This window comes from Streptomyces barkulensis, from assembly GCF_002843305.1.
In the GTDB taxonomy this organism is placed as follows: Bacteria; Actinomycetota; Actinomycetes; order Streptomycetales; family Streptomycetaceae; genus Streptomyces; species Streptomyces barkulensis.
Window position 1 is genome coordinate 19,667 of record NZ_PGSG01000087.1, and the last position, 13,056, is coordinate 32,722.

Consider the following 13,056-nt stretch of genomic DNA (forward strand, 5'->3'; position numbering starts at 1 on the left):
GAACTTCCGCGGTTTACACGGCGGTTGAGGGCGCAATCCACAAGAAGGGACCGTCCGGCGATCCGAAAATTTTCGCCGCCGTGACGACGCCCCCGCCGTGACGACGCCCCCGCGTGGTGGCGCCTCCCTCGGGCGGCCGCGCCGCCGCAAGCCCCCTCGGCCGACCGGACCTGCGGAAGCCGGTGGTCCCGAAAGCTCCGGGCCCGCCCCGCACCACGGCGGCGGGGCCGTACGGACGTCCGTACGGCCCCGCCGCCGTGGTGCGCCGCCCTCCGGGGCGGCCGTGCGGGCTCAGCCCGGCCAGGTACCCGTCAGCTTGCGGACGGCGACGGCACCGCCGCGGTCCACCGCCGCCCTGACCACCGAGAAGATCACGCCCTGGATCGCGGCCGCCAGCAGGATCTCGCCCAGCTTGCGGTCCTCGTCCCCGGGGTCGGGCGCGTCGTCCTCGTCGCTGATCGCCTTCCACGCCTTCTTGAAGGCGGTGCTCGCGACCAGGCCGCCCAGGGTGCCGAGCGCGAACCCCACGGGCCTGTACACCAGCTTCTGCTTCCTCTTCTTCATGACCGGTTCTCTCCTACCGGGTCCGCGGGACTGTTCCGGACGCTCCCGCCGCGGGCCGCCCGGGTCTTCCCACGGCTTCCCCGTACACGCCGCGCCACACCGCGTACGCGCCGGTCAACGGGTCACCACATGCCGCTCGTCGGGGACGCAGTGGGTCATCGTCAGACCCTCGACGTCCCGCGGCGGGTTCTTGCCGAGGTTCGCCAGGCGCTCGCGGTCCTCGTCGGTGAGCTGCTGGTTCGGCAGCGGCTCCAGGCTCGCCACGTCCTGCGGGGAGATGCCGAGCCCCTCGCCCACCCGCAGTCCGAGGTCGTTCTCCGCGAGGAGCAGGTGCCACACCATCCGTTCCTGGATGTGCCGGGGGCACTGCCTGAACTGGTCGGTGAAGTTGGCGACCAGGTCGTCGCGCTCCCAGTCCTCCATCAGCAGGTAGCGCTGCCCGGCCTGCAGGTAGTCGTTGGTCCGCGGGATGCGGCTGCGGGTCAGCCTGCCGCTGAGCTCCGGCCCCTGCTCGCCGTAGCCCGGCCCCTCCGCCTCCTGGAGCCCGCCGAGGGTGGACGGCTCGTAGTTGACGTGCCGGTTCTCGCCCCGGGGGTCGACCTCGTAGGCCATGGGGCCGCCGTTCTGGTTGGTGTGGACCGGGGCCTTGGCCCGGTTCACCGGTAGCTGGAGGTAGTTGGGGCCCACCCGGTAGCGCTGGGTGTCGCTGTAGGAGAAGGTGCGGCCGACCAGCATCTTGTCGTCGGAGAAGTCCAGGCCGTCGACCAGCACCCCGGTGCCGAAGGCGATCTGCTCGTTCTGGGTGAAGAAGTCGTCCGGCATCCGGTTGAGGACCATCCGGCCGACCGGCTTGGGCGGGAACTCCTGCTCGGGCCAGGTCTTGGTGTCGTCCAGCGGGTCGAAGTCCAGCTCCGGGTGCTCGTGGTCCTCCATCATCTGCACCAGGAGTTCCCACTCGGGGTACTCGCCCCGCTCGACGGCCTCGTACAGGTCCTTGGTGGCGTGGCCGAGGCTGTCGGCCTGGACGTTCGCGGCGTCCTCCTCGGTCATGGAGCGCACGCCCTGCTTGGGCATCCAGTGGTACTTGACCAGCATGGTGCGGCCGTCGGAGTTCTCCCACTTGTAGGTGTTGACCCCGAAGCCCTGCATGTGCCGGTAGTCGGCGGGGATGCCGCGCGGGCTGAAGAGGTTGACCAGCATGTGCATGGACTCGGGCGTCTGCGACATGAAGTCGAAGATCCGCTCGGGCCGCTGCTCGAAGGTCACCGGGTCGGGCTTGAGGGCGTGGATGACGTCGGGGAACTTGATGGCGTCCCGGATGAAGAAGACGCCCAGGTTGTTGCCGACCAGGTCCCAGTTGCCCTCCTCGGTGTAGAACTTCACCGCGAAGCCGCGGGGGTCGCGGGCGGTCTCGGCGGAGTCGCGTCCGCCGATGACCGTGGAGAAGCGGACGGCCACGTCGGTGCGCTTGCCCCGCTCCTGGAACAGCTTGGCGCGGGTGTACTGCGCGATGGGCTCGTCGCCCCAGGAGCCGTACGCCTCGAAGTAGCCGAAGGCCGTCACGCCGCGCGCGTGCACCACCCGCTCGGGGATGCGCTCCCGGTCGAAGTGGCTGATCTTCTCGAGGAAGTGGTAGTTCTCCAGCGTGGCGGGACCCCGGGCGCCGACCGTGCGCTGGTTCTGGTTGTCGTGGATCGGGTGGCCCTGCCGGTTCGTGAGCACCGGCCGGTCGTCGCGCTGCCTGGCTGTCTCGGTCACGTACTGGTCTCCTTCGAACGGGGGTTCGCGCGGCGGAGGCGTCCGGAACCGCCGCGCGCGTGTGCCTGTACCCCGATCCGCCCCTTTCGTACCTTCACATCGGCCATCGGTGCGCCGCGGGGAACGCGCAGACCGAACACGCCGGTTTGCCCTCGCCCCCTGCAGGGGTCAAGGGCAAACCGGCGTGCGGACGTATGTGCGTGCCGTGTACCGGCACGCACATACGGAGTCAGCGCTCCAGATCGCCACGCATGGCGACGAACAGCTTCCCGGCCTCGTCGAGGGTGCTGTCGGGGAACAGCGCCACCGCGGCGGTGCTCTCGTCCGCCCAGCCGCAGACCACCTGGCCGTTCTCGGCGAGGGAGGCCATCAGACACTCCACCGAGCCGCCCAGCGGCCCCGGGTCGGCCACCGGCCGCGCCAGGGGCTGTCCCAGTTCCGGGTCCCACTCGATGTACTCCAGCATGCCGCGGAAGAGATGCTCGCGGCGCTTGTTCGTGTCCTCGGGGACGTTGTCGACGCCCTCGAACAGGACCGGGTCGCCGCCGTCCGGGCCGGCGAAGCGGCTGACGACCAGTCGCATGCCGTCCCGCATCTCCCCCGGGTCGACCGGTACGTCCCCGGCGGCGCCTTCCCCGGTCCGCTTGCGCAGGCCCCCCGCCTCCGCCGCGTCCACCAGGGACCGCTGACCGTCCGGCGCGGCCGGCTGCGACGCGCTCGGGGATGCGGCCGCCGACGCGCCCGGGACCGCGGACGCCGGGACGTCGTCCGCCGGCAGGTCCTCCGGCTGACAGGCGGTCAGCGCCGCGACGGCCGCCGCCGCGACGACCGCTGCCCGGAGCAGCGCTTCTCGTGATGTCCGAAACACAGTGGTGTACCCCCCTGTCCATGGCCGTCCCTCCGACGGCCGCGACCAGTGGACGCGCAGGTGGGCGAGCCCGGTTCCCCCACCCGGGCCGCTGCCGGAGGGGGAGCCGGCGCGCCCCTGAGGCTGGCCCGAAGTCCGCTGTACCCGCCGGTCGATCCGGGGTACGCATGACGGGGGGCCACAGAGCGGACGGCCGCTCCCCCGCGTGGAGAGGAGGCGCCCCGTGCCCACCGAGACGGACACCGGCCGGGAGTGCGGCGCCCCGCCCGGCTCCCCGCCGGGCTCCTCGTGTCCCGAGCCGCCCGCGAAGCCACCGGAGCAGGCGCTACAGACGGAGGACGGCCGGTGCACGTGGGTCGTCGGCGACTGCTGGCTGTGGTGCCTGCGCAGCGGCACGGCGGTGACCTGGCTCGGACCGGTGGTCTCCTGGGGAACCCATGCCCCGCTGTACGCCTGCGAGGACTGCATCGGCCGGCTGGAGGAGCAGATGGAGAGCCCCTCCCCCGCCGGCCGGGGCTCCGTCTGCTGGCTGTGGTGCGGGCGGGGCGACGTGCCGCTGAGCCCTCTCGCGGAGGTCGGCTACCGCGGGAGGACGACCGTGTTCTCCGCCTGCGAGGACTGCGTCGCCCGGCTCAAGCAGAGGGTGCTGGCCGCGGCGATGGTCAAGGACGCGGCCAGCCGCTGAGCCCCGCCCGTGCGGGCGGGGCCCGGTTCAGGCCACGTTCAGGCCACGGTCCTGCGCACCGCTTCGGCCACGACGGCGCTCAGATCGCCGCCCGTCTCCTCGAAGACGGCGCGCTGGGCGGCGGCGCCGTTGCCGCGCCGGAAGAGATCCTCGACCCCCTCCTTGGCCAGGGACAGGTCGCCTGCGTCCGACAGGGCCGGGGCGGTGTGGTCGAGCAGGGCGCCCACGACGCTCTCCGCGGGGGCCGGCTCGAAGGTCACCGGGTGCACCAGCTCACCGGAGAGTCCGGAGCGGCCCGCCCGCCACGCCGCCAGGCGCAGCAGGCCGACGTCCACCGGCATGGGCGGGTCGCCCGCGCGCCACTGCCGGGCCGCGGTCTCCACCAGCGCGCGGACCAGCGCCGCGAGCAGCACCGTGTCGCGGGCGTCGAGGCACACGTCGGCGACCCGCACCTCGACCGTGGGATAGTTGCGCGCCAGCCGGGCGTCGAAGTAGATCATCCCCTCGTCCAGCAGCGCTCCCGTCCGGATCATCGAGCGCACCCGCTCGCGGTAGTTCCCGGCCGAGCCGAAGACCTCCACCGGCCCCGCCGACGGCCACCGGCCCCACACCCGGTTGCGGTAACTGGCGTATCCGCTGTCCTCCCCCTGCCAGAAGGGGGAGTTGGCGCTCATCGCCAGCAGCGGGGCCAGCCACGGCCGGATCCGGTCCAGGACGGCGACCCCCTCCTCGTCGGACTCCACGCTCACATGGACGTGGAGTCCGCAGGTGAGCTGCTCCTGGGCGGTCAGCCCGTACTCGCCGGCCATCCGCAGATAGCGCTCACCGGGGCTGAGCGAGGGGTCGACCGCCCGCGGCGAGGTGGCCAGCGCCGCGACCTCCGCCCCGACCGCGCGCGCCCGCTGGGACGCCGCGCCGCGCCACCGGCGCACCTCCACGGCCAGGTCCACCATCTGCGTACGCGGGCGGGTCCCGGTCTCCAGCTGCTCCTCCTGGAGCTCCTTCTCCAGTTCCTCGTCCTCGCCCGCGGAGGCCAGCACCGCTCCCGAGACGGCCTGCGGCTCACCACTGTCCGCGCTCACCAGGAGCAGTTCTTCCTCGACACCGACGCTTCTCATCGCCACAGCCTCCTCAGGCGGTCGTCCGGTCCAGCGACTTCCCCCGCCGGGCACGAGTACGCACCACGGTTCGGTCACACGACCGGGCGAAGCGAACGGGTCACGGAAGGGCCGGACGGGGAACGAGCACCACCGCCCCGGCCCCGCCCCGGCCCCGCACCGGCTCGGGAGGCCGGGCCGGGGCCGAACGGCCCGGTGCGGGAGCGGCTCAGGTCCTTGAGGCCACCAGGCACTCCCCCTCCCCGGTCCACTTCTCGACCGGCCTGCTGCGGTCGTAGGGGTCCCTCTCCTCGCCCGTGGCGGGGTTGGCGTACCGGTCGGCGACGAACTGCGGGTGGATGAAGCCGTCGTGCTCGTCGCAGGTGTCGTTGGCGATGTCCCCGTTGTAGCCGTACATCCACAGCGTGCCCTCGGTGTGCTCCCACCGCGGCCCGTGCAGGACGTCGACGTCGAGCACGCGGCGCACGACGGTGCGGGCGACCTCCTCGCCCCCCTCCGCGCGGGCCAGGGGGTAGACGAAGGTGTAGTCGGCGCGGATGCGCGGAACCCCCTGCTCGTTCTCGGTCACCTCCATCCGGCCGCGGACCTTGACCGCCTCGCCGGCGAGGCGGACCTCGTCCCGGTCGAAGCGGGTGAACAGCCAGGTGGGGTCGTTGTCCTCGCCGGGCTTGTCCAGGGACTTCCTGATCCGGTCGACGGTCTCGCCCATCAGCGGGTCCAGCAGGGCCAGGGCCTCGGCGGGCTCGGCGCCGTACAGCACGTCGCGGTCGAGGTTGGCGGCGACCAGGAACTTCCTGGTGCGCTCCAGGGCGGCCCGGATCTCGGCGGCGGGCACACCGCCGACCGCGGTGGCCTTCGGCACCTCGATGGCGTCCGCGCCCTCGGCCCACCGTTTGGCGGGCGACCCGGCGAACGGCTGCTCCACCGTGGGCCGGCCGGGCAGGAGTTCCTCCTTTGGCGCGGCGGCGGGCGCGGCGGTCTCCGCGGGCAGGGGCGCGGCCGGTCCGGCGCCGTGGGCGCCGTCGGGCAGCCAGGAGCGCACCAGCGCCGGATCGAGCGCGTAGAGCAGGGCCAGCACGGTCACACCGGCGCCGAGCGCCATGCCGGCCCGGCCCAGTCGCCCTCGTCCGCGCCGGCCGCCCTCCATCTCCTGCCAGGCGGGGCCGGTGCGCCAGCCCTCGGGCTGCCACGGTTCGGGCTGCCGCTTCTTCCCGCCCCAGCGCCGGGTCCGCCGCCTCGCGGCGGCTTCCTCGTCGGCCTTCCGCAGGCGCTCGGTCACCATCCGCGCCCGGGCGGACGGCTCCCTGGGTGCGGAGCCGGAGGAGGTCCCGCACTCACCGACGAAGCGCTCCCACGCCTCGTCCGGTATGTCCGGCCGCCCGCCTCCCGGTTCGTTCGCGTCGTTCCCGGGGGTGGGCGGTCGGACAGACATGACGCGCTCTTCCTTGTCTCTTCCGATCACGTGCCGACGTGAATCGATCATCAGGAAGGGACATTCCTACATGTCCGCACACCGCCCGCACAACGATTGTACGGAAGGAGGCGGCTGTTCTGTGACATCGGCCACGCCGGGCGCGGGAGGGGCGGGGCGGGCGGGCCGGCCTCAGAAGGCGTCGCGCAGCTCGAGCAGCGTCCGCTCGGTGTCCTGGACCGGCAGGGCCTGGGTGACCATGCGGTCGAGGGCTTCCAGATAGGTGGTGACCTCGGGGCGCTCGTCGATGTAGACGGCGCCGGTCAGGCTCTCGGTGTAGACGATGTCCGGCAGCTCCGGATAGCTGAACCGGAAGAGCTGGAAGGGGCCGAACATCCCCGGGTGGGGCCCCGCGCTGAAGGGCATGATCTGCAGGCTGATCCCGGGCCCGGCGCAGACCTCGACCAGCCGGTCGATCTGCGCCCTCATGACCTCGGCGCCGCCGACCGGTCTGCGCAGCACCTGCTCGTCCAGCACCACCCACAGGCGCGGCGCGTCGGGCTTGGCCAGGAGCTGCTGCCGCCCCATGCGCAGCGCCACCCGCCGGTCGAGCTCCTCCTCGTCCGCCCGGGGGAAGCCGGTCCGCAGCAGGGCGCGGGCGTACTCCTCGGTCTGGAGCAGACCCGGAACGCAGTGGGGCTCGTAGGAGCGGATGAGGTCGGCCTCGCTCTCCAGGCTGACGTAGAGGCTGAACCAGTCCGGCAGGACGCTGCGGAAGCGGTGCCACCAGCCCGGCCTGTTGGCCTTCTCCACCAGCGCGAGAAAGGCGTCGGCCTCTTCCGCCCCGACACCGTAGCTCTCCAGCAGCGCCTTGACGTACAGCGGGCGCAGACCCACCTCGGCCTTCTCCATGCGGCGGACCGTGGATGTGGTGACACTCAGGACCCGGGCGGCTTCCTCGAACGATTTCCCGGCGCGTTCCCGCAGGTCACGCAGGCGCAGCCCCAGGACGATCTGCCCCACGGTCGGTGCCGACCGGGACTCGCCCATGGTCTCTCCCTCTCCACTCGCGCCCCACCGGCAGAGCAGTGTGCCACGGCCCCGGTGACGCAGCCAGGCTGTCGTTTAAATCTTGCAATTTGCAGAACTCTTCTTGCCTTTTGCGGACACCAATGAGCATAGTAGCCGGGTGATCCAGTTCACGGCGCGGTCACACCGGCGTCGAACCGTACCGGTACACGGGCTCTCCCACATCTTCCGCGGGCCCCGTGCCCTCGCCGTCCCTCCCCACCGTGGCGCACCGGGCGCGGCGGCCGGCCGGCGGGCGTTCCCGGACACCGGCCCCTCGCGCGGACCGTGCCCCGCACACGGTGCACCGGACCCGACGCCCACCGGCGTACGAAAGGCGAGCCACTGATGGCTCTTCTCCCCCGCTCAGCGCACATGGCCCCCATGCTGCCGGCCGTCCACCCCCAGCGATCGCGGCAACGGGCGGAATTCGAGGTTCCCGCCCAGCGCTCCTCGGTGTGCGTGGCCCGGCACCTGCTCGCGGAGTGGCTGCACCGCTGGCACTGCCCGCAGAGCGTGGTCGACACGGCACAGCTGGTCGTGTCCGAGTTCGTCACCAACGCCGTGGTCCACACCGTCAGCGACAGAATCGCCTGCCTCCTCCAGCACGGCGACCGGCGGCTGCGCATAGAGGTGCGCGACCAGGGCACCGGCGCGTCCGGGCTCGCGGCCCGCTCGGCGGACGTCGAGGCGACCAGCGGGCGCGGGCTCCAGCTCGTCGACGCCCTCGCCGATTCCTGGGGGGACATACCCGCCGCCCAGACGCGGGGACGCGTCGTATGGGCGGAACTGAGGCTCGACGACATGTGACGGTCCCGTGACGGTCCCGGCCGCCGCACGCCGCCGCGCGTCACTCACTCGGCGGTGGGCACGTCCGGGGGCGTGCCGTGCCAGACCGTGGTGACGTTGCAGAACTCGCGGATGCCGTGCCCCGACAGCTCCCGGCCGTAGCCGGAGCGCTTGGTCCCGCCGAAGGGCATCGCCGGATGCGAGGCGGTCATGCCGTTGAAGTAGACGCCGCCCGCCCGCAGGTCGCGTACGCAGCGGTCCTGTTCCTCCCGGTCACGGGTCCAGACGTTGGAGCTCAGGCCGAAGGGGGTGTCGTTGGCCACCGCGATCGCCTCCTCCAGGTCCGCCGCCCGGTAGAGGGTCGCCACCGGCCCGAAGGTCTCCTCGCGGTGGACGCGCATCCCCGGCGTGACGTCCGCCAGGACGGTGGGCTCGTAGAACCAGCCCGCCGGGTGCGCCGCGGGCCGCCGTCCGCCGCACAGCACGGTGGCGCCGCGGGAGCGTGCGTCGGCGACCAGCTCCTCCAGGTCGGCCCGGCCCCTCTCGCTGGCCAGCGGCCCGACCTGGGTGGAATCGTCCATCGGGTCGCCCACCCTCAGGGCCTTCATGCCGTCCACGAACAGCCGGGTGAACTCCTCGTACACGTCCCGGTGCACGATGAAGCGCTTGGCCGCGATGCAGGACTGGCCGTTGTTCTGGGTCCGCGCGGTCACCGCGACCTCGGCCGCCCTCACCACGTCCGCCGAGGGCAGGACGAGGTAGGGGTCGCTGCCGCCCAGTTCCAGAACGGTCTTCTTGATCTCGTCACCGGCGACCGAGGCCACCGAGCGCCCGGCCGGTTCGCTGCCGGTGAGCGTCGCGGCGGCCACACGGTCGTCGCGCAGGACGCCCTCCACCGCGCCGGAGCCGATCAGCAGGGTCTGGAAGCAGCCCCTCGGGTAGCCCGCGCGGCGGAAGAGGTCCTCCAGGTACAGCGCGGTCCGCGGCACGTTCGAGGCGTGCTTGAGCAGGCCGGTGTTGCCCGCCATCAGCGCGGGGGCCGCGAAGCGGATCACCTGCCACAGCGGGAAGTTCCACGGCATCACCGCCAGGACCGGGCCCAGCGGGCGGTAGCGCACGTACGCGGTGCTGCCGCCGCTGTCCTCCACGTCCGCCGGTGAGGGGTGCTCGTCGGCCAGCAGTTCCCCGGCGTGGTCGGCGTACCAGCGCATCGCCTTCACGCACTTGGCGGCCTCGGCGCGGGCCGCGGTGACGGGCTTGCCCATCTCGGTGGTCAGGGTGCGGGCGATGTCGTCCCGCTCCTTCTCCAGCAGGTCGGCCGCCCGGTGCAGCAGTTCGGCACGCTCGGCGAATCCGGTGGTGCGGTACTCCTCGAAGGCGGTGCGGGCGCGTTCCAGCCGCTCCTCGATCTCCTCCGCGCCCAGGGCCTCGAAGGTCTGCAGGGTCTCGCCGGTGGCCGGGTTGGTGGTCGAGATGGGCATGGGTCCCTCCCGGGGGTGGTCTGAGACGGTGCGGCCCGCCGGCCGGGACCGCCGGCGGGCGTTCCCCGCTCCCGCTCGTCCTCGCTCGCTTGCGTTCGCGGGGGCGCGTACCCGCCCGCGGCGGTCTCAGTCGGCGAATGGCGGCCTCCCCCGGCCCCGGGCCGGTGGACACAGCCCCGGGCCGGTGGACACAGCCCCGGGCCGGTGGACACAGCCCCGGGCCGGTGGACACAGCCCCGGGCCGGTGGGCACAGCCCCGGGCCGGTCAGCGCTGGGCGAGCCTCAGCCGCACCTCCACCTCCTGGTCGCCCGAGATCCGGGGCTCGGCCGTCACGTCGTAGAAGCCCGCGAGAGCCTCCTGGACCTGCCGTACCGCGTCGGGGCCGCCGCTGAGGTCCGCCTCGACCGGCTCCCCGAGCTCCAGGGTGCACTCCACCTCACCGTGGGTGCGGACGTCGACCGTGCCCACCCAGAACTTCCGCTGCTCGCCGTCCGCCCCCGGCCCGCCCGCGCCGTTGCCGTCGCCCAGCTCGGGCGACTTGGGGAACGCCGACCTCAGCACGGCGAAGACGGCCGCCGCGTTCGAAGGGGTGCAGTGGGGCAGCTCGATCTCGACGAGGCATGCCCCTTCCTTGGTCTTTCCGGTCTGTTCAGTGCTCATAGCCCCACCTGTACCCCGGTGCGGACGATGGTCACAGGCCGTTCCGGCACACGCCCCGGTCCACCGCCGCGGGACCGGGTGCGGGACGCGCCGCTACCCGGCGGGATCCGGGGTGGCCCCGGTGCTGCGGAGGTAGTCGCCGTAGGGCTGCGGCGCGGATCCCTCCAGCGGTTCCCGGAAAGGACCCGGACCGGGCTCGGCGGAACGGAGGACGGCGTGGAAGCACACCCGGAGAGCCGCCGGAGGGCCGGGCTCCCGCCCCTCGTCCGGTCCGGGCGTCACGCAGCGGCCGTCCTCCGCCGGAGCCGGCGGAGCCGGGGGCTCCCCCTCCGGGGCGTGCTCGTACCAGCCGTACCGCTCGGAGGCGTCCCCGGCGCTGTCGTTCAGCGCCAGTGTGGCCCCGGCGCCCGCCACCGCGAGCACCGCCCACCCGGTGGCCAGTATCCGCTTCGTCCGGCGCGACGCCATGGCGGAATCCCCCTCACGAGAACGACGGTGATCACCACCCTAGTGCCATGCCGCGCGGAGGATCTCCTCCTCCTTCTCGGGCGCCAGCCCCACACGGGGGCGGTCGGGGCGGAGGGGCGGCTCGCCGTCCAGGCCGCACAGCCAGGCCCAGGTGTCGGCCACGGTCCGCTCCACGGGGCGGCAGCGCAGCCCCGCCGCGACGGCCCGGGAGACGTCCCCGGCGTGCATGGCGTCGTGGAGCTCGCCCGGCGGGATCCACACCGGCAGGTCCGCCCACGGCCGCACCCCCGCCGCGAGGATCGGCTCGGGATCGGTCCACCGCAGCCGCGCGCCGGATCCGGTGACGCGCACGCAGCTGCCCAGCAACTCCCCCATGGTGGCGTGGCCGGGCGGGCTCACCAGGTTGTACGGGCCGCCCAGTCCGCGCCCGGCGGCGTCCAGCGTCCAGACGGCGAGGTCGCGCGCGTCCACATACTGCAGGGGAAGGTCCCGGGGGCCGGGTGCCAGGACCTCACCGCCCCGGGCGACGCGCAGCAGCCACCACGGCAGCCGCCCGATGTTCTCGTACGGCCCCAGGATCAGCCCCGCCCGCACCAGCAGACCCCGGTCGCCGAAGGCCGCCTCGACGGCCATCTCCCCTCCCCGCTTGGCCCTGGCGTAGTCGGCGGCGCCGTCGTCGTCGGGCGAGGCGTCGACGAGCGGCCCCGTCTCGTCCAGGCCGGCCGGGGGCGGGTAGGCGTACACCGAGCGGCTGGAGACGTACACGTAGTGCCCCGCACGCCGCGCCAGCGCGGCGGCGGCGTCGCGTACCGCGGCGGGCGCCCCGGACCAGGTGTCGACCACGACGTCCCAGCCGCCGGCCGGCTCCTTCAGGGCGGCGAGCCCGCCGTCGGCCGTGCGGTCGCCCCGCAGCGCGGTGGCGCCGGGCGGCGGGGCGTGGCGTCCCCGGTTGAGGACGGTCACCTCCCAGCCGCGCGCCAGCGCCTCCTCGGCGACCGCACGGCCGACGAACTCCGTTCCACCCAGCATCAGAAGTCTCATGGGCCGAGCGTGCCCGCCGGCGCGGCCGGGCGGAACGGCTTCACGCCCGTGGCGTAATCGCCACAAGCCGAACCGGTCCGGGCCGGGCCCTTGTGGGGCCCGGCCCGGTCCGGGTGCCGCTGTGTCACCTCACGCGCCCGTAACGCACGCTCTTGGTCCAGATCCTCTCCTTGCGGACGGTCTTGCCCGGCTTGGGAGAGTGCCAGATCCGTCCCTCGCCGGCGTAGATGCCGACGTGGTAGACACTGCCGCCCGAGTGGAAGAAGACCAGGTCTCCCTTCTTGCGCGACTTGGCGGAGACCTTCTTCGAGCGGTTGTACTGGGCCGCCGCGGTGCGCGGCAGCCTCTTGCCCGCCTTCTTGTACGAGTACTGGGTGAGTCCCGAGCAGTCGAACCGGCTGGGGCCGGCGGCGCCGTAGCTGTAGGGGGCGCCCTTCTTGGAGGCCGCGACCCTGAGCGCCTTGCCGGCGGGGGTGGCCGCCTCGGCCTCGGGCGCGGCGGACGGGATGAACATCGTCCCCGCCAGGGTGGCGGCGGTGACGGCGGTGGTGATACCCGCCCGGGACACCGGACCCGCTATGCGTGCGTGCGCAGACATGAGTGAACCCTTCGTCGTACGCCTGCGAAAGATGACCTGTCGGGTTCGGGCCGGCGAAGTTGCCCGGCCACGTGGCGCGTGGCTTCACCCCAAGGGCCGCGTCGTGCGCGGCCCGCCTTGCTCGGGTCTCCCGCTCCTGCCGTCTCGTCATGGTCCGTTCATCACCCGGGCGGCGGCAGGATTGGGCGTCCGCCTGGGCGGCCCCGCCCTGCGGCGGGGACTTGCGGTCTTCTACGGATAGTGCGTCAGAAAAGTTCCGGATCGGTCGATCGGAGATGCTTTGTGAACATGCTCACTGCCGGTCCGCCGGGGGCGGGTTCCTGCCCAGGTGGACCGTTCGAGGCGTCAAAAGGCTTACGGGAGACGGGGGTTGCTCTCTTTGGAGGGTGTGCGGCGGCTCGGTGGCCGGTCTGCGCACCGGTTCGGCGTGCCGCCGGGATCAGCCCGAATGGGTGCGGTCGTGTCGGGTGAACGCGGCGGGTCGCGGGGTGCGGGCTGGGGGTGCGGGGTGTGGGCGCGTGGGGGCGCGTGCAGGGGGCGGGCGCG

The 13,056-nt window shown here is 73.2% G+C and carries 13 protein-coding genes and 1 riboswitch; of the genes, 2 read left to right on the forward strand and 11 right to left on the reverse strand.

Going from position 1 to position 13,056, the window contains the following annotated elements; translation table 11 throughout:
- Nucleotides 1–291 precede the first annotated feature (291 nt).
- The 3 genes from CUT83_RS15705 to CUT83_RS15715 form a co-directional block, all read right to left on the reverse strand.
- Complete coding sequence (locus tag CUT83_RS15705; protein WP_093848697.1) at nt 292–564, reverse strand: DUF4235 domain-containing protein; 273 nt, start codon at nt 562–564, stop codon at nt 292–294.
- A 114-nt stretch (nt 565–678) separates the two neighbouring features.
- The gene (locus CUT83_RS15710) at nt 679–2,322 is read right to left on the reverse strand and encodes a catalase (protein WP_101256466.1); all 1,644 of its coding nucleotides are present in this window, start codon (nt 2,320–2,322) and stop codon (nt 679–681) included.
- A 229-nt stretch (nt 2,323–2,551) separates the two neighbouring features.
- A complete protein-coding gene (locus CUT83_RS15715; protein WP_240958427.1) occupies nt 2,552–3,190 on the reverse strand; it encodes a hypothetical protein in 639 nt (212 codons plus the stop codon).
- Between the two features lie 223 nt (nt 3,191–3,413).
- Between CUT83_RS15715 and CUT83_RS15720 the strand changes: the two genes are divergently transcribed.
- Nucleotides 3,414–3,875: a hypothetical protein gene (locus CUT83_RS15720; RefSeq protein WP_101256467.1), complete on the forward strand. Its 462-nt coding sequence runs from the start codon at nt 3,414–3,416 to the stop codon at nt 3,873–3,875.
- A gap of 38 nt (nt 3,876–3,913) precedes the next feature.
- On the opposite strand, the gene CUT83_RS15725 is transcribed toward CUT83_RS15720, so the two are convergent.
- The 3 genes from CUT83_RS15725 to CUT83_RS15735 form a co-directional block, all read right to left on the reverse strand.
- Nucleotides 3,914–4,993: a glutamate--cysteine ligase gene (locus CUT83_RS15725; RefSeq protein WP_101256468.1), complete on the reverse strand. Its 1,080-nt coding sequence runs from the start codon at nt 4,991–4,993 to the stop codon at nt 3,914–3,916.
- Between the two features lie 208 nt (nt 4,994–5,201).
- Complete coding sequence (locus CUT83_RS15730) at nt 5,202–6,425, reverse strand: hypothetical protein (RefSeq protein WP_101256469.1); 1,224 nt, start codon at nt 6,423–6,425, stop codon at nt 5,202–5,204.
- Between the two features lie 171 nt (nt 6,426–6,596).
- Nucleotides 6,597–7,454: a Sco1979 family transcriptional regulator gene (locus CUT83_RS15735; protein WP_101256470.1), complete on the reverse strand. Its 858-nt coding sequence runs from the start codon at nt 7,452–7,454 to the stop codon at nt 6,597–6,599.
- 366 nt (nt 7,455–7,820) lie between these two features.
- Between CUT83_RS15735 and CUT83_RS15740 the strand changes: the two genes are divergently transcribed.
- Nucleotides 7,821–8,282 carry an ATP-binding protein gene (locus tag CUT83_RS15740; protein WP_093848692.1) on the forward strand — a complete coding sequence of 154 codons (462 nt, stop codon included), beginning with the start codon at nt 7,821–7,823 and terminating at the stop codon, nt 8,280–8,282.
- Between the two features lie 44 nt (nt 8,283–8,326).
- Here CUT83_RS15740 and CUT83_RS15745 read toward each other — a convergent pair whose 3' ends face one another.
- The 5 genes from CUT83_RS15745 to CUT83_RS15765 form a co-directional block, all read right to left on the reverse strand.
- Nucleotides 8,327–9,742 carry an NADP-dependent succinic semialdehyde dehydrogenase gene (locus CUT83_RS15745; RefSeq protein ID WP_101256471.1) on the reverse strand — a complete coding sequence of 472 codons (1,416 nt, stop codon included), beginning with the start codon at nt 9,740–9,742 and terminating at the stop codon, nt 8,327–8,329.
- Nucleotides 9,743–10,007: 265 nt separating this feature from the next.
- The gene (locus CUT83_RS15750) at nt 10,008–10,403 is read right to left on the reverse strand and encodes a hypothetical protein (RefSeq protein ID WP_093848690.1); all 396 of its coding nucleotides are present in this window, start codon (nt 10,401–10,403) and stop codon (nt 10,008–10,010) included.
- Nucleotides 10,404–10,496: 93 nt separating this feature from the next.
- The gene (locus CUT83_RS15755; protein WP_101256472.1) at nt 10,497–10,871 is read right to left on the reverse strand and encodes a hypothetical protein; all 375 of its coding nucleotides are present in this window, start codon (nt 10,869–10,871) and stop codon (nt 10,497–10,499) included.
- A gap of 39 nt (nt 10,872–10,910) precedes the next feature.
- The gene (locus CUT83_RS15760; RefSeq protein WP_101256473.1) at nt 10,911–11,912 is read right to left on the reverse strand and encodes an NAD-dependent epimerase/dehydratase family protein; all 1,002 of its coding nucleotides are present in this window, start codon (nt 11,910–11,912) and stop codon (nt 10,911–10,913) included.
- Nucleotides 11,913–12,036: 124 nt separating this feature from the next.
- A complete protein-coding gene (locus CUT83_RS15765; RefSeq protein ID WP_101256474.1) occupies nt 12,037–12,510 on the reverse strand; it encodes a C40 family peptidase in 474 nt (157 codons plus the stop codon).
- A 3-nt stretch (nt 12,511–12,513) separates the two neighbouring features.
- A riboswitch (cyclic di-AMP (ydaO/yuaA leader) is annotated at nt 12,514–12,670 on the reverse strand.
- Nucleotides 12,671–13,056: the final 386 nt, after the last annotated feature.